Source organism: Achromobacter sp. K91, assembly GCF_003576205.1.
In the GTDB taxonomy this organism is placed as follows: domain Bacteria; phylum Pseudomonadota; class Gammaproteobacteria; order Burkholderiales; family Burkholderiaceae_B; genus Achromobacter; species Achromobacter aegrifaciens.
Window position 1 is genome coordinate 319,967 of the sequence record NZ_QWFB01000026.1, and the last position, 15,646, is coordinate 335,612.

Consider the following 15,646-nt stretch of genomic DNA (forward strand, 5'->3'; position numbering starts at 1 on the left):
CGAACGGGTCTACGCTTTGTCTCCGAAAACCTTGCCGCCGTGCTCGCGCATGGCATGGAATTTCACATCGGGATACAGTTCCTCGGCCACGCGCAATTGCGCGGGAGAACCGATCAAAAACGCCGCCGCATCCACAACATCATAGGCGATATGGGCGGCATTGGCATCCATGAACTTGCGCAGCGCCTTGGGGTTTTCAGACGTAATCCAACGTGCCATTGTGTAGCGGGAAGGCAGCATCCGCGCGTCCACGCCGTACTCGGTCTTCAGGCGATGGGCGACCACTTCGAACTGCAGTTGTCCGACCGCGCCCAGCAGCAGCGAGCCGCCGGCAGCCTCGGGACGGAACACCTGGATGGCCCCTTCCTCGCCCAATTGGGTGAGACCGGTGCGCAACTGCTTGGTGCGCAGCGGATCCTTCACTTCCACGGCCTGGAACAGCTCGGGGGCGAAGAACGGCAGCCCGGTGAACTGCAGCGTCTCTCCTTCGGTCAGCACGTCGCCCAACTGCAGCACGCCGTGGTTGGGAATGCCGATCACGTCGCCGGCATAGGCCTCGTCCAGCAGCTCGCGGCGCTGCGACAGGAAGGACACCACGTTGTTGGGGCGCATTTCCTTGTTGGTGCGCGCGACCTTCAGGCGCATGCCGCGTTCGAAGCGGCCGGAGCTTACGCGCACGAACGCGACGCGGTCGCGGTGGGCCGGATCCATGTTGGCCTGCACCTTGAACACCACGCCGGTGAACTTGGGCTCCACGGGCTGCACCAGGCGCTGCATGGACTCGCGCGGGCCCGGGGGAGGCGCCTGTTCGACCAGCGCGTCCAGCACTTCCTGCACGCCGAAGTTGTTGATGGCGGAGCCGAAGAACACAGGCGTCTGCTTGCCGGCCAGGAATTGTTCGCGGTCGAAGGCGGGCGCGGCTTCGTTGATGAGTTCGATCTCGCCGCTGGCCTGCTCGAACGCCGAGCCAAAGCGCCGGGCGATTTCGGGATTGCTCAGGCCTTCGATGAAGTCGTCCTTGTCCGATCGGCGTTCCTGGCCGGGGCGGAACACGCGCATGCGGTCCTGGCGGATGTCGAATACGCCGCCGAAGGCCTTGCCCATGCCGACCGGCCAGGAGAACGGCACCGCGTCCATGCCCAGGTGGCCTTCGATTTCGGACAGCAGTTCCAAAGGTTCGCGCACTTCGCGGTCCATCTTGTTGATGAACGTAATGATGGGCGTGTTGCGCGCGCGGCAGACCTGCAAGAGGCGGATGGTTTGCGGCTCCACGCCGTTGGCGGCGTCGATCACCATGAGTGCGGCGTCCACGGCCGTCAGCACCCGGTACGTGTCTTCGGAGAAGTCCGCGTGGCCCGGGGTGTCGAGCAGGTTGATGACGCAATCGCGGTATTCCATCTGCATCACCGAGGACGCCACGGAAATGCCGCGCTGCTTCTCGATTTCCATCCAGTCGGACGATGCATGGCGCGAAGCCTTGCGCGCCTTGACGCTGCCGGCGATCTGGATCGCGCCTGCGAACAGCAACAGCTTTTCGGTCAGTGTCGTCTTGCCCGCGTCGGGGTGGGAAATGATGGCGAACGTACGGCGCCGCGCTACTTCGTGAGGGATGTTCATGATCGGAAGGATTTTACTTGGCGCCGCTTTTGGGCCCGGCGCGGTCCGGTATCGGGCATGAAAAACGCGCGGGGCATGCGCCGTCGCCAGCGCATGCCCCGCGCATGGGGTTCAGGAATGGCGGCGGAACGAAGCCAGGAACACGCCGGCCAGGATGAAGAGCGAACCGAAGGTCCGGTTCATCCAGCGGATATGCTTGGCGCTGCGCAGCAGGCGCAGCACGCGCGCGGCCAGCAGCGTGTACACGCCCATGGCCACCAGGTCGGTGAACGCCAGCGTGGCGGCGATCGCCGCATACTGCTGCGTCAGCGGCAGCGCGGTATCCACGAACTGCGGCACCACGGCCAGCAGGAACACCGTGCCCTTGGGGTTCATGGTGTTGATCAGGAAGCCGCGCAGCACCAGTTCCCGGATCGTGGCGCGCTTGGGATCGCCGGAATCCACCGTGACGGGCGCCGCATCCGTGCGGATCTGGCGCACGCCCAGGTAGATCAGGTAGGCCACGCCCAGATACTTGACCACGTTGAAGGCCACCTCGGAGGTGGCCAGCACCGCGCCCAGCCCCACGGCCACCACCACGAACTGGAACAGGATGCCCATGATCAGGCCTGCCGTGTTCCAGTAGCCGCGCGCAAAGCCGTACTTCAGGCCGGAGGACATCGCCGAGATCGCGCCCGCGCCAGGCGAGAACGAAATGGCCCAGGAGGCCAGGAAGAACGTCAACCAGGTAGATAAGGGCATGGCGCGGGTCCGTGGGTAGCGGTTGCGGTGATATTACTTGCTCAGCAACGCGGCGCGCGGCGCGCCCGAGGGGCGTCCGGAACCGCCATTGCCTGCCGGGCGGCCGGAGCCCTCCGGACGGCGATGGTTCTGCTGCGGACGGCCTTCGTTGCGGCCGGCGTGGGCCGGACGGTCGGCGGGCTTGCCGTCGCGCGGGCCATGGCTGGCGCGGCCTTCGCCGCCGGCACGGGCCGGCGCGGGGGCGCGGTTGCCGGTCGCGGCGCGGGGCTGGCCCTGGCCTTGTCCCTGGCGCGAACGGCCGCCATTGCCATTGCCATTGCCATTGCCATTGCCGCTGCGGCCGCCATTACGGCCGCCGCCGCCGCGCGGGCTGCGGTTGTCTTCGTCGCGCTCCTGGCGGTCGTAGGCCGCCGCGGTCGTGGCCGGCGGCGTCCAGCCTTCCACGGGCTTGCGCTCGATGGTCTTCTTGATCAGGCGCTCGATGTCCTTCAACAGCTTGATTTCGCTGTTGTCGACCAGCGAGACCGCGGCGCCGGTGGCGCCGGCGCGGCCGGTACGGCCGATGCGGTGCACGTAGTCTTCAGGCACATTGGGCAGTTCGAAGTTCACCACCTGGGGCAGTTGGTCGATGTCCAGGCCGCGGGCGGCGATGTCGGTCGCCACCAGCACCGTCACGGTGCTGTCCTTGAAGCCGGCCAGCGCGCGGGTGCGGGCCGACTGGCTCTTGTTGCCGTGGATGGCGGCGGCGGTCAGGCCGTCCTTGACCAGCTTTTCGGCCAGGCGGTTGGCGCCGTGCTTGGTGCGGGTGAACACCAGCACCTGGTGCCAGCCGCTTTCGCGGATGATGTGGCTGATGAGGTCGCGCTTGTGGTGCTGTTCCACCATGTGCACCGTCTGGGTGACCAGTTCGGTGGCGGTGTTGCGCGGGGTGACCGAGACTTCGCCCGGGTTGTTCAGCACGCCGCGCGCCAGGGTGCGGATCTCGTCGGAGAAGGTGGCCGAGAACAGCAGGTTCTGGCGCTGCTTGGGCAGCAGCGCCAGGACCTTGCGGATATCGCGGATGAAGCCCATGTCCAGCATGCGGTCGGCTTCGTCCAGCACCAGGATCTCGACGCCGGACAGGTCCACGGTCTTCTGGCCGCAGTGGTCCAGCAGGCGGCCGGGGGTGGCGACCAGGATGTCCAGCGGCTTTCTCAGCGCGGAGATCTGGGGGTTGATGTTGACGCCGCCGAACATCACCATGGAGGACAGCGGCGTGTACTTGCCATAGGTCTGCACCGATTCCTCGACCTGCGCGGTCAACTCACGCGTCGGGGTCAGGATCAGGCAGCGCGGGCGGCCGGGCTTGCGCTGCTCGGGCTTTTTCTGCATCAGCAGGTGCAGGATGGGCAGCGTGAAGCCGGCGGTCTTGCCGGTGCCGGTCTGTGCGGCGGCGAGCAGGTCGCCACCCTTGAGGACCTGGGGAATTGCCTGGGCCTGAATGGGAGTGGGCGCGGTGTAGCCGGTTTCGGCAATGGCGCGCAACAGGGAATCAGCCAGCCCGAGGTCGGCAAAAGGGGAAGAGGTAGTCAAAACAACTCCAGCGGCAGCCCGTCGCTCAAGTTGAGAGACTCCAATCCAGGCGGACGAATAAAGGAGAAAAGGGAAGCGCCCTGACGGGCGAAGCTTGGCAGCGAAGGGCCTAGCGGACGTGCGCAGATTGGCAAAACGCACCGAAGGATTGTAGCTGATGTGGCGCTGCAGCACCGCCCGGGAAGGCTGGTTCTGTATCAATAAGCAACACATTGCAGCGCCTTTGCACGAAATAAGTGTTTTCCCTAGGCTGCAATCCCTATAATCCGTCCGCTTTCATCCATTTGAAGAATAAAGGATCGCAATGAAAAAATCGGCAATTGTGGGCGTAGTCGTCGCGCTGGGCGCAGTATGGACCGGCACGGCTTGGTATACGGGCCAGAAGGCCGAGGCTTTCGTCAAGCAATCGATCGAGCAGGCCAACCTTGAACTGAAGAAGGTCGGCGAAAAATGGGGTGTGACCCCTGTGGTTGAGCTGGTCTCCTTCGACCGCGGCGTGTTTTCGTCCACCGAGCGCTACCGCGTCAAGTTCACCGAGCCGGCCGCCGACGGCAAGCCGGCCGTCGACCACGAACTCGTGTTCCTCGAGCACCTGGACCACGGCCCCTTCCCGCTGTCCAACCTGAAGTCGGGCTCGTTTGCGCCCGCCATGGTGGCCAGCCGCTTCCAGCTGGAAGAGACGCCCCTGGTCAAGGAATGGTTCGCCGCCGCCAAGGGCGCGGTGCCCCTGTCCGGCGCCTATAGCGTCAGCTACGCCAAGAACATCAGCGGCAACTTCGACATGGCTCCCGTCGAGTTCGCCAAGGACGCCAACAGCCTGAAGTTCTCGGGCATGAGGGGCGACGTGACCTACGCCACCGGCAGCAAGCACGGCACGGTCGCGCTGAAGGCCGACAGCCTGACGCTGGCGGGCGAGTCCGAAGAAAGCGACATCGTCAGCATGGCCATGACCGGCCTGACCCTGACCAGCGACATGACGCCGGCTTCGAACGACATGTACGTGGGCAGCCAGAAGGTCGCGCTCAAGAACTGGACCATCACGTCCAAGGAAAAGCCGCCGGTCCAGCTCAAGGACACCGCGATTACCGTCGACATGACCGAAGCCAACTCGCTCATGGGCGTGAAGATGGCCATGGATTTCGGCATGATCAACGTGCAGGAAAAGGACATGGCCGGCCTGAAGCTGGTGCTGGACGCGCAGAAGCTGGATTCGAAGGCGTTCAAGGCGCTGAACGACGTCTATGAAGCCGCTTCGCGCCGCATGATGCAGAGCAAGGGCGAAGAGCAGTCGCCCCAGTTCACGGATGAAGAAAAGCAGGTCCTCAAGACCAACGTCGAGCTGCTGCTGGCTGGCAACCCGACGCTGGCAGTGTCGCCGCTGGAAGTGCGTACCGCCAACGGCACGTCGACCTTCAACCTGGACCTGGACATGGCCAAGCCGGCATCGCTGGACGGTGAGTTCGCCGATACGCTGAAGCAGACGATCCGCAAGCTCAATGCCAAGCTGGTGCTGTCCAAGGGCAACCTGAGCGACCTGATGGCCATCGAGCCCCAGGTGCGCGGCGTGCCGGCCGAGCAGGCTCAGCAGACCGCCAAGGGCCAGGCTGAAATGGTTGGCACCATGGCTACCGCCATGGGCATGGCCAAGGTCGAAAACAACAACATCGTGACGTACCTGAACTACGCCGACGGCCAGGTCGATTTCAACGGCAAGAAGATGCCGGTGGAGCAGTTCCTGATGATGGTCATGAGCGGCGCGATGGGCGGCGCCCGCTAAGCTGGCGCACCACTCGACTCGAGCTGTACAAAGGCCGCCGCGCCCAGGGCGCGGCGGCCTTTTTCATTGCGGGCTGGGAACCGTCGCGTTTCAGAGGGGCAAGGCGCCGGCGGCCACTTCGCCGTTGCGCAGTACCGCAACGTGGAAGCGCTTGTCGGCCGCCTTCATGATGTCTTCGGTGGGATCGCCCTGCACCAGCAGCAGATCGGCCACGTTGCCCTCGGCGATGGCGCCGTGCTGGTCCATGCCCATCAGGTCGTGTCCGCGCGAGGTGCCGGCGATGAGCGCGTCCACGGGGGTCATGCCGAACTCGACCATGTAGGCCAATTCCATGGCGTTCTCGCCGTGCAGGTTGAACGGGGTGCCGGCGTCGGTGCCCAGCGCAATGCGCCCGCCCGCCTTGTAATACATCTGGAACGATTCGCGGTGGCGTTGCTCCACCGCGCGCGCCTTCTCGACCGCGTAGGCGGGGATGCCGTTGTCGGCGTTGGCGATGATGTTGCGCACCGCGGCGATGGTGGGCACCAGATAGGTCTGGGCGTCCAGCATCTCGCGCAGGCATTCGTCGTCCATGAAGATGCCGTGCTCGATGGAATCGATGCCGGCGCGCACTGCGTTCAGGATGCCCAGCGTGCCTTGCGCATGACTGGCGGTGCTTTTACGAAAGCGCTTGGCTTCGTGCACGCCGGCCTTCATTTCGTCGAAGCTGTAGTGCGCGTCCATGGGGCTGACGCCGGGCGTCATGACGCCGCCCGTGGCCATGATCTTCACCAGGTCGCAGCCGGCGTGGACCTGTTCGCGCACGGCCTTGATCACGTCCTCGCAGCCGTCGGCCACGCGGCCGATGCGGTTGCCGTGGCCGCCCGTCATGCAGATGATGCGGCCCGAGGCCCTGATCGTGGGGCCGGGAAACACGCCGCGCGCGATGGCGTCGCGCACGCCGAATTCCAGGTAGTCCTTGCCGCCGCAATCGCGCAGCGCGGTGACGCCGCCGCGCAGGCTGGCCTGTGCGTTCTCCAGCGCCGTCAACGTGATCTGCGCAGGGCCTTGCTTGCTCAGTTGCGCGTTGGGATCGGCGCCGCCGGTGTAGACCAGATGGACGTGACAGTCGGCCAGGCTGGGCATCAGCGTCATGCCGTCCGTGCGCACGGTCGCGCCGGCGTAGCCGGAAAACTCTCCGGCCGGCGCCACGCGCACCACGTGCCGGCCTTCGACCAGCACGCCGTGGTTGGGCAGCAGTTTGCCCTTGCCGTCGAAAACCTGGCCGCCTGTAAACAGGGTCTGTCGTGTCGCCGTCATGTCTCGCTCCGGGTTGCGCCTGGCGTTACTCCGCCACTTCCAGGCCCTCGCGGGACATGGATTGCAGGCGGGGCATGAGGCCAAGCAAGTGTTGGCTGTAGGGATGCTGCGGACGTTCGAAGAGGTCTTCGGTGTTGGCCACTTCCAGCAGTTCGCCATAGCGCATCACGCCCACGCGGTCGCACATCTGGCGGATCACCGGCAGGTCGTGGCTGATGAACAGCATGGTCAGCCCGAGTTCCTCTTGCAGGTCTTTCAGCAGGTTCAGGATCTGCGCCTGGATGGACACGTCCAGCGCCGAGGTCGGTTCGTCGCAGATAAGGAAGCGGGGGCGCGTGGCCAGCGCCCGCGCGATGCAGATGCGCTGGCGTTGGCCGCCCGAGAATTCGTGCGGAAAGCGTTCGGCGGCGCGATCGCCCAGGCCCACCACGTCCAGCAGGTCGGCCACGATGCGGCGCGTCTCTGCTTCGCTGGCCGCCAGCTTGTGGAAGCGGATCGGCTCGGCCACGATGTCCAGCACCCGCATGCGCGGATTGAGCGAGGAGAACGGATCCTGGAAGATCATCTGAATCTGCCGCCGGAACGGGTTCAGCTGCTTCTCGCCCTTGAGCGCGGTCAGGTCCGTGCCGCCGAAATTGACCGAGCCTTCGCTCGGCGTGTAGAGGCCGGAGATCAGCCGCGCCACGGTGGACTTGCCGGAACCGGACTCGCCCACCAGGCCGAAGACCTCGCCTTCGCCAATGGAGAAATTGACGCGTTTGACGGCGTCCAGTGTGCGCTGGTTGCGCTTGAGCAGCGCGCTCTTCAACACGAAGCGCATGCTCAGGTCGTTGACTTGCACCAGCGGACCGCCGGTGCGCGCGCCGAAGTCGCGGCGCTGGCCCAGCCAGTGGGTGGCCAGGTCCAGCGGCTGCGCCGGCTTTTTCACGTCCTCGATGTAGGTCACCAGCGGGAAGCGCCGCAGCTTGATGTCGGGACGCGGCACGGCCGAGATCAGGCTGCGCGTGTAGGGGTGGTCGGGGTCGCCCAGAATCTTGGAGGTGGGGCCTTGTTCGACCAGCTTGCCGTGGTAAAGAACCGCCACGCGATCCGTCACGTCCGCGATCACGCCCATGTCGTGCGTGATGATGATCATGCCCACCTGCTCTTCGCGGCACAGCTTCTTGAGCAGTTCCAGGATCTGCGCCTGGATCGACACGTCGAGCGCGGTGGTGGGTTCGTCGGCGATGATGACTTCGGGCTCGCAGCACAGCGCCAGCGCGATCACCACGCGTTGCCGCATGCCGCCCGAGAACTGGTGCGGGTATTGTTTGACGCGGAGTTCCGGCTTGTCGATGCCGACCTGCGTCAGTAGCTGCACGGCGCGTTTCTGGGCCTCGGCCTGGGACAGGTTCAGGTGCACCTGCATGGTTTCGACCAGCTGGCTTTCCACCGTCTGCAGCGGATCCAGCGAGGTCAGCGGATCCTGGAAGATCATGCCGATGCGGCGGCCGCGCACTTTGCGCTGCTGCGCCGGAGTCAGCGTGTCGATGCGTTCGCCGTTCAGCAGCACGGCGCCGCCCGCCAGGCGGCCAGGCGCCTCCAGCAGGCCGATCACGGCATTGCCGATGGTGGACTTGCCGGCGCCGGATTCGCCCACCACGCCCAGGATCTCGCCTTTTTCCAGGGACAGCGAGACGCCGTCCACGGCCACCAGCGTGCCGCGGCGGCTGGGAAATTCGATGCGGATATCTTCGATGTTCAACAGGGCCATGGCGTCCTCAGCGCAGCTTGGGGTTGAGCGCGTCGCGCAGCCAGTCGCCCAGCAGGTTGACCGACAGCACCAGCGCCACCAGCGCGATGCCGGGGAAGATGGAGATCCACCACATGCCCGAGAACAGGTAGCTGTTGCCGATACGTATCAACGTGCCCAGCGACGGCGCCGTGGGCGGTACGCCCACGCCCAGGAACGAGAGCGTGGCTTCGGTGATGATGGCGATGGCCAGGTGGATGGTGGCGATGACCAGTACCGGTCCCATTACGTTGGGAAGGATGTGCCGGCGCAGGATGGTGATGGGTCCGATGCCGATGAGGCGGGCCGCCTGCACGTATTCCTTGTTGCGTTCCACCAGTGTGGAGCCGCGCACGGTGCGGGCGTACTGCACCCAGCCGGAGATGCCGATGGCGAAGATCAGCACATACAGCGCGAGCTGGTCGTGCATGTCGCGCGGCAGCAGGCCGCGCGCCACGCCGTCGATCAGCAGCGCCACCAGAATGGCTGGAAACGACAGCTGCACGTCGGCGATGCGCATGATGAAGCTGTCCACGCGTCCGCCTGCATAGCCGCTGATGAGGCCCAGGCTCACGCCCAGCACCATCGAGAACAGCACGGACGCGAAACCCACCAGCAGCGACACGCGCGAGCCATACAGAACCGCCGACAGGATGTCGCGGCCCTGGTCGTCGGTGCCCAGCAGGAAGTCTGGGCTGCCGCCCTCTTCCCAGGCCGGCGGCGTGTTGGCGTCCATGATGCTCAAGGATGCCAGGTCAAAGGGGTTGTGCGGCGCGACGACGGGCGCGAACAGCGCGCCCAGCAGGATGGCCAGCGTGACGATCGCGGCGATGATGGCGCCGGGCGAACGCTTGAAGCTGTGCCAGAGGTCGCTGTCGGCCGCACGGGCGAAGAAGGGAGCGATGCGAGCAATCATGATGAGTCCTTTACTTGCTCTGCACGCGCAGACGCGGGTCCACGGCGAAGTACAGCAGGTCCACGACCAGGTTGATGAGCACGAACATGAAGGCGATCAGCACCAGATAGGCCGCCATGACGGGGATGTCCACCATGCTGATGGCCTGGATGAACAGCAGGCCCATGCCGGGCCACTGGAACACGGTTTCCGTGATGATGGCGAAGGCGATGATGGAACCCAGTTGCAGCCCGGTGATCGTGATGACTGGCACCATGGTGTTCTTCAACGCATGGCGGAAATTGATCAGCCGTTCCGGCAGGCCGCGGGCGCGCGCGAATTTGATGAAGTCGGCGCGCAGCACTTCCAGCATTTCGGCGCGCACCAGCCGCATGATCAGCGTCATCTGGAACAGCGCCAGCGTGATGGCCGGCATGATCAGCGCCAGCCAGCCTGATTTGGTCAGAAAGCCCGTGGTCCACCATCCCAGGCTGACCACGTCGCCGCGCCCGAAGCTGGGCAGCCATCGCAGCTGCACGCCGAAGAACAGGATGAGCAGAATGCCGATGAGGAAGGTGGGCAGCGAGATGCCGGCCAGCGAGATCGCCATGAAGGCCTTGGACAGCACGCCGTGGCGCTTGAGCGCGGTATAGATGCCCATGGGTATGCCCAGGGCCAGCGCCATCACGGCAGACACGAAGGACAGTTCCAGCGTGGCCGGCATGCGCTCTTCGAGCAGTTCGCTGACGGGTCGGCGGTGCCGGTACGATATGCCGAAGTCGCCGCGCACGGCGTTGGCCACGAAGTGCGCGTACTGCACCACGAAGGGGTCGTCCAGGCCCAGCTGTTTGCGCAGTTCCGCGCGTTGTTCAGGGGTGGTGTCCTGGCCCACCATGCTGGCTATCGGATCGCCCACATAGCGGAACATGGAGAACGCGATCAGCGCCACCGTCAACATCACCAGCACCGACTGGATAAGCCGTTGCGCAACAAAGGAAAGCATTATCGGGAGCCCTCGGATTCAGATGACGCCGGGCCGCGTTTCCCTCGGGTAGCGGGAACCGGGGCTGGGCCGGGCGCGCCCGGGCGGCAGGTGCCGCCCGGGGCTCGCGTCGCCGGTTTACGGCAGGACGACGTCGCGCAGGTCGAGCACGTCGTCGGCGCGCTGGATGACCTGGATGTTGTCCTTCACGCCCCAGGACATGGGCTGCTGGTGCAGCGGCAGGTAGCCATAGTCGTTGCGCACGATCTCGAAGGCTTCCTTGATCATGGCGTTGCGCTTGGCTTGGTCGGTTTCGACGCCGATCTTGTCGGTGAGCTCGTCGACCTTCTTGTTGCAGTACCCGCCCAGGTTGAACTGGCCCGCCGCCGTCTTGGCATTGCGGCACGAGGCCAGGTTCAGCAGCGTGTTGTGCGCGTCGGTGGAGCTGGGCGTCCAGCCCAGCATGTACATGCTGGTCTGGTTGCCGGCCTGCAGCAGGATCTTGCCGAAGTACTTCGACTTGGTCTGCGCCAGCAGGTTGATCTTGATGCCCACGCGCGCCAGCATGCCGGCCACGGCCTGGCAGACCTTTTCGTCGTTGACGTAGCGGTCGTTCGGGCAGTCCATGGTGACCGTGAAGCCCTTGGGATAGCCGGCTTCGGCCAGCAGCTTCTTGGCGCGCTCGGGATCCGGCTTGTACGGCGCGCCGAAGGAATCGTCATAGCCATTGATGGCGGTGGCGATGAGCGAGCCCAGCGGCTTGGCAGCGCCGCGCATGATCTTCTCGTTGATGGCCTTGGTGTCCACGGCCAGCACCACGGCTTCGCGCACCTTGGGATCCTTGAAGGGATTCTTGCCCTTCACGTCCGAGAACAGCAGTTCGTCGCGGTCCTGGTCCATGCCGATGAAGATGGCGCGCGCTTCCGGCGCGGTCAGCGGCTTGACGCCCTTGGCGTCTTCGAGGCGCTTCCAGTCCTGCACCGGTACAGGCTGCACCAGGTCCATTTCGCCGGAGATCAGCGCGGCCACGCGCGTCGCTTCCTGCGTGATGGGCTGGAAGATGACTTCGTCGACGTTGGTCTTGATGTTCTTGTTCCAGTAGCCGTCGTATCGCTTGAGCACGGTCTTCACGTCGGGCTGGCGCGAGGCCAGCATGAAGGGGCCGGTGCCGTTGGCATTCAGGTTGGCATAGTTGCCCTGGTTGTCGCCCTTGACGTTGGTGGCTTCGGTGGTCTTGTTCTTTTCCGACCACGACTTGCTCATGATGTACAGGAACACCCATTCGCGCGGCAGGATGGGGTTGGGCGTGGGCGTGGTGACTTCGATGGTGTAGTCGTCAATCTTCTTGATGTCGGAGGCCTTGGCGCCGTAGCCCTTCATGTCGGAGCCCGGGGTCAGGCTGCGCTTCCAGGAGAAGATGACGTCGTCCGCCGTGAACGGCGAACCATCGTGGAATTTCACGCCCTTGCGCAGCTTGAACACCCACTTCGTGGGTTCGGGGTTCTCCCAGCTTTCCGCCAGCAGCGGAGTCAGTTTCAGGTTGCCGTCGTAGCCGGCAAGCGTTTCGTAGATGTTGCCCTGGAAGCCCAGCGTGAACGTTTCGTTCAGGGCCATCGGATCCATGGACGTCGCATCGCCTTGATAGGACCAGTGAAAGGTCTTGGCGGCCGCGCCGGCGCTGAAAGCCAGCGATGCGGCGATGGCAGCGGCGAGCGCAGCTTGCTTCAGGTGGGGAAAAGTACGCATAGCCCTCATGCTCCGTGTGGTGCGCGGATAGCGCGACAGAAGTGACAGGGCCCCGGCCCCATGGGGATCCGGGGCATGGCGTTGCTGCTTACGACGAAAGACGGATTGGGGTCTGGCGGGACGCAGCGCGAGCTGCGCGTGCGCCGGTGATGGCGCTGCCGGGAATCACTGCGTAGGACTTCGACTTCACGATAGACCCAACCCCTTGTGATTATCATGACGGGGACGGACCCGCATCGATGTAGGACGAATCTTATCGACGCATTCGTTTAAGCGTCAATCGGTTTGGATTGGGGTTAGTACTTGCTTGCCGGCGGCGTGGAATGGTGCGTGCGGCAAGGCTGGCGGCTCTGCGCTCAGGCGCCGGGCGGGGGCGCGTCGGCAAGGGTTTTCGCCAATTCGCGCACCACGCGCTTGCGGCGGTCGCTGTCTTCGTAGTGCTCGCCCAGGGCCGACCATTCGGGCCGGCTGCGGGCCTCTTTCAACGCTTCGGGCAGGGGCCCTTTGCGCCAGGCATCGTCGTCCGGATGGTCTAGTCTCAATGGCTCGCGCGCGGCATGGCCGCGGCGCTCCAGCGCTTCGATCAGTTGGCGCTGGCGCAGGGCCAAAAGACGCAGCACCGCGTCGTCGACGCTGATTTCGCGCCAGCCGCGCAGCTTGCCCGCCACGCGCTTGCCCAGCTTTTCCACGCCTTGCCACAGGCCGCCGGCGGCCGCGCCGATCAGCATGCCGGTGCCCAGGCTCAAACCGGCGCTGAACAGGTCCACCGCCGCGCCGGCCATGGCGCCCGCGGCGGCGCCCATGCCCACCTGCACGCCCATGTCCTTCAGGGCCAGGGGATGGAACAGGTCCATGCCCCAGCGCTCGCCCTGCAGGGGCAGCGCATCATCGGTGAAGTCCGTCGCGCGGAAGTTGTAGAGCGCCAGCAATGCGTTGACGCAGGTCTGCTCGCGCTGGCGCACCTGGTCGCGCAGCGCGCCCGAGGCGGCCGCGAGCGCCGCGTCGTCGCTGGCGCTGGAGACGTGCAAGGCCGCCACGTCGACCAGCAGGTCGGCCAGCAGTTCGTAGGCGGCGCCACGGCGCGCGCGGCGCTGCTCGGCAAGATTGGCGGACAGCCGGGCCAGCGCGGCGGCGTGGCGGTCCAGCAGCACGCCGAGCTTGGCGTAGAGCTGTTGTTCGCCATCCAGCGGCGGCGCGACGGTGTCGAACTCGACGACCGCGTGCAGGCCCAACCGGGCCATGGCGGCGCGCCATTCGTCGGCGCGATGCGCGGGCGCGTTGACGAAGTTCAGCACAGGCAGCAGAGGCCGGCCGCAGGCGGCCAGGATGGCGAGTTCGTCGCGGTGCTTGCCCAGCACCGGATCGCGCGCGTCGATGACGTACAGCGCCGCGTCGCAATCCAGCATCTTGGCCAGCACGCGGGCCTCCTGCTCGTAGCGGCCATGCGCCTCGGGCGTGTCGAGGAAGCGGCGGATGCGCGCCGGCCCGTCCAGGCGTTCTTGCGGGCTGTCGAGTTTTTCCAGGTACTCCAGCAGCGAGATGCTGTCTTCCATGCCCGGTGTGTCGAACCATTCCAGCACGGCCCGCCCTTCCAGCCGCAGGCGCGCGCCTTCGACGTGGCGCGTGGTGCCAGGGCTGTCGGCGACTTCACCGAAGGTGGTGTCGCGCGTCAGCGTGCGCAGCAACGAGGTCTTGCCGGTGTTGGTATGGCCGACCAGCGCAATCTTGATGAGGTCTTCAGCCATGGCCGGACTCCAGCCAGGCGAGCGGGGCCAGCGGCGCTTGCAGCACGGCATCGGCGGGCAGGCCCAGCGCCAGCAGGCGTTCGCGCCATAGCGGGGCGCGGGTGGCGGGAGCCTCGGCGTCCGCGCGCGGCGTGACCAGCCATACACGCGTCTGTTCCGCGTGCGCGGCCAGTTCGGCGATCAGCGACAGCGTTCCGCGGTCCGGCGTCTGGCGCGCATCGCAGGCGATCAGCATGCGCGTGGCGGCCTGGCCGGCGAGCGCATCCAGCACGCGGTTGCGCTCTTCGCGGGTATCCAGATTGCCGGCCTGCTGGACGCCCGCGGGCATATCGGCGGGTGGCCAGGCCAGGTCCGGCGGCAGTTCGAGCCCCAGCAGCACCGGCTGGCCGCCCAGGCCCGCGAGCGGCGGCGCGCCGACGCGCGGTTCGTGCAGGGGATCGACCGGGCGGTCTATGCCAGTGGACAGGGCGGGCGGCTCCAGGCGATCGCGCAAGGCGGAGAATCCGGGCAGCGAGGGATCGATGCGCAGGCGGCGCAAGGCGCGCAGCGATCCCGCCACGCACAGGGCGCCGGCCAACAGACGGGGCAGGATGCCGTAGACCACCAGCACGCCGATCAGCCACAGCGACCACTGCGCCTGCGCCTCGGCGGGCAGGGCCTGGGCGCCGTCGCTGGCGCGGATCATGGATGCGTCCGGCAGCGGAAAGCCCAGCAGGGACGGCAGCCAGCCCAAAGCCTGTGTCAGCCCGACGAATGTGTCGGGCGCCAGCAAGGTGGTGGCCCAGATGAAGCGGTAGCTGGCGGTGGAAAGCACGGCCAGCAGCACCGCCAGCGCTGCGCACAGGGCCGTCAGCCACAGCAGGTGGCTGACACTGCCGAAGAGCCAGCGCAAGGCGCCCGCGCGGGCCAGCAGGTTGAGAAAAGCCTGCGGTACCAGCGCGCTGTCGGGGCCGCGGGCCAGCTTGCGCGTGGCCCAGAGCCAGAGACGCCCCAGTCCCGTGACGGAGGACGCCCGCAGCAGGAAGCTGCCCAGCCACAGCAGGAAGGTGAGCGCATGCAGGCCCAGCAAGGCGCCCAGCGCCCACAGCACGTTGACTGGCCGCGAGCCGTCACCCAGGGCGCCCAGCGCGGCGCCTGCGCCGGAAATGGCGGCCAGCAGGAACAACGCGGCCAACATGGCGAGCGCGCTGCGGCGCCATGTGTCGATCAGGGGGATGAGATTCTCGCGCTGCGCCAGCAACGCGGCGCGAGCCAGGATGCGCGCGGGCAGATCGGCGTCCTGCTGGCGTACGCGGCGCACTGCGGCTGCGTCTTCCAGCGGCCCCCAATGCGCTTCGCGCAGACGTATCAGCTCCGCCAGCCAGTGCGCGCGCACGGGGCCGGCGCCGAGGGGTTCAGCCGGGGGGATGGAATCGCGAGAGGTCGTAGACGGCATCGCGTCGGGCGGCGGTACGGTCAGGCCCTGGGGGCGGTGGACCATTGTAGACCGGGCGGGACAGGA

General features: G+C 66.2%; 11 protein-coding genes. 1 reads left to right on the plus strand and 10 read right to left on the minus strand.

Annotated elements, in window-relative coordinates; translation table 11 throughout:
- Positions 1–9: 9 nt before the first annotated feature.
- The 3 genes from DXK93_RS08690 to DXK93_RS08700 all read right to left on the minus strand — a co-directional run bounded on the left by DXK93_RS08690 (position 10) and on the right by DXK93_RS08700 (position 3,930).
- On the minus strand, positions 10–1,617 hold the full coding sequence (locus tag DXK93_RS08690; RefSeq protein ID WP_054455568.1) for a peptide chain release factor 3: 1,608 nt from the start codon (positions 1,615–1,617) through the stop codon (positions 10–12).
- 111 nt (positions 1,618–1,728) lie between these two features.
- Positions 1,729–2,358: a LysE family translocator gene (locus DXK93_RS08695; protein WP_054455566.1), complete on the minus strand. Its 630-nt coding sequence runs from the start codon at positions 2,356–2,358 to the stop codon at positions 1,729–1,731.
- A 33-nt stretch (positions 2,359–2,391) separates the two neighbouring features.
- Complete coding sequence (locus DXK93_RS08700) at positions 2,392–3,930, minus strand: DEAD/DEAH box helicase (protein ID WP_199728282.1); 1,539 nt, start codon at positions 3,928–3,930, stop codon at positions 2,392–2,394.
- Between the two features lie 304 nt (positions 3,931–4,234).
- Here DXK93_RS08700 and DXK93_RS08705 point away from each other — a divergent pair, with 304 nt between their 5' ends.
- Positions 4,235–5,707: a YdgA family protein gene (locus DXK93_RS08705; RefSeq protein WP_119449849.1), complete on the plus strand. Its 1,473-nt coding sequence runs from the start codon at positions 4,235–4,237 to the stop codon at positions 5,705–5,707.
- A 90-nt stretch (positions 5,708–5,797) separates the two neighbouring features.
- On the opposite strand, the gene DXK93_RS08710 is transcribed toward DXK93_RS08705, so the two are convergent.
- The 7 genes from DXK93_RS08710 to DXK93_RS08740 form a co-directional block, all read right to left on the minus strand.
- Complete coding sequence (locus tag DXK93_RS08710; protein WP_054455560.1) at positions 5,798–7,006, minus strand: amidohydrolase family protein; 1,209 nt, start codon at positions 7,004–7,006, stop codon at positions 5,798–5,800.
- 25 nt (positions 7,007–7,031) lie between these two features.
- A complete protein-coding gene (locus DXK93_RS08715) occupies positions 7,032–8,759 on the minus strand; it encodes an ABC transporter ATP-binding protein (protein ID WP_054455558.1) in 1,728 nt (575 codons plus the stop codon).
- Between the two features lie 7 nt (positions 8,760–8,766).
- Positions 8,767–9,693, minus strand: a complete 927-nt coding sequence (locus DXK93_RS08720; RefSeq protein ID WP_054455556.1) for an ABC transporter permease — start codon at positions 9,691–9,693, stop codon at positions 8,767–8,769.
- A gap of 10 nt (positions 9,694–9,703) precedes the next feature.
- Positions 9,704–10,675 (minus strand): ABC transporter permease, encoded by a 972-nt coding sequence (locus DXK93_RS08725; protein ID WP_054455554.1) that lies wholly within the window; start codon positions 10,673–10,675, stop codon positions 9,704–9,706.
- Positions 10,676–10,792: 117 nt separating this feature from the next.
- Positions 10,793–12,400, minus strand: coding sequence for an ABC transporter substrate-binding protein (locus DXK93_RS08730; protein WP_054455552.1), 1,608 nt, complete (start codon positions 12,398–12,400; stop codon positions 10,793–10,795).
- Between the two features lie 356 nt (positions 12,401–12,756).
- Complete coding sequence (locus DXK93_RS08735; RefSeq protein ID WP_119449850.1) at positions 12,757–14,145, minus strand: GTPase/DUF3482 domain-containing protein; 1,389 nt, start codon at positions 14,143–14,145, stop codon at positions 12,757–12,759.
- Complete coding sequence (locus DXK93_RS08740; protein ID WP_119449930.1) at positions 14,138–15,580, minus strand: DUF2868 domain-containing protein; 1,443 nt, start codon at positions 15,578–15,580, stop codon at positions 14,138–14,140. Before DXK93_RS08740 ends, DXK93_RS08735 begins: the two co-directional genes overlap by 8 nt.
- Positions 15,581–15,646: the final 66 nt, after the last annotated feature.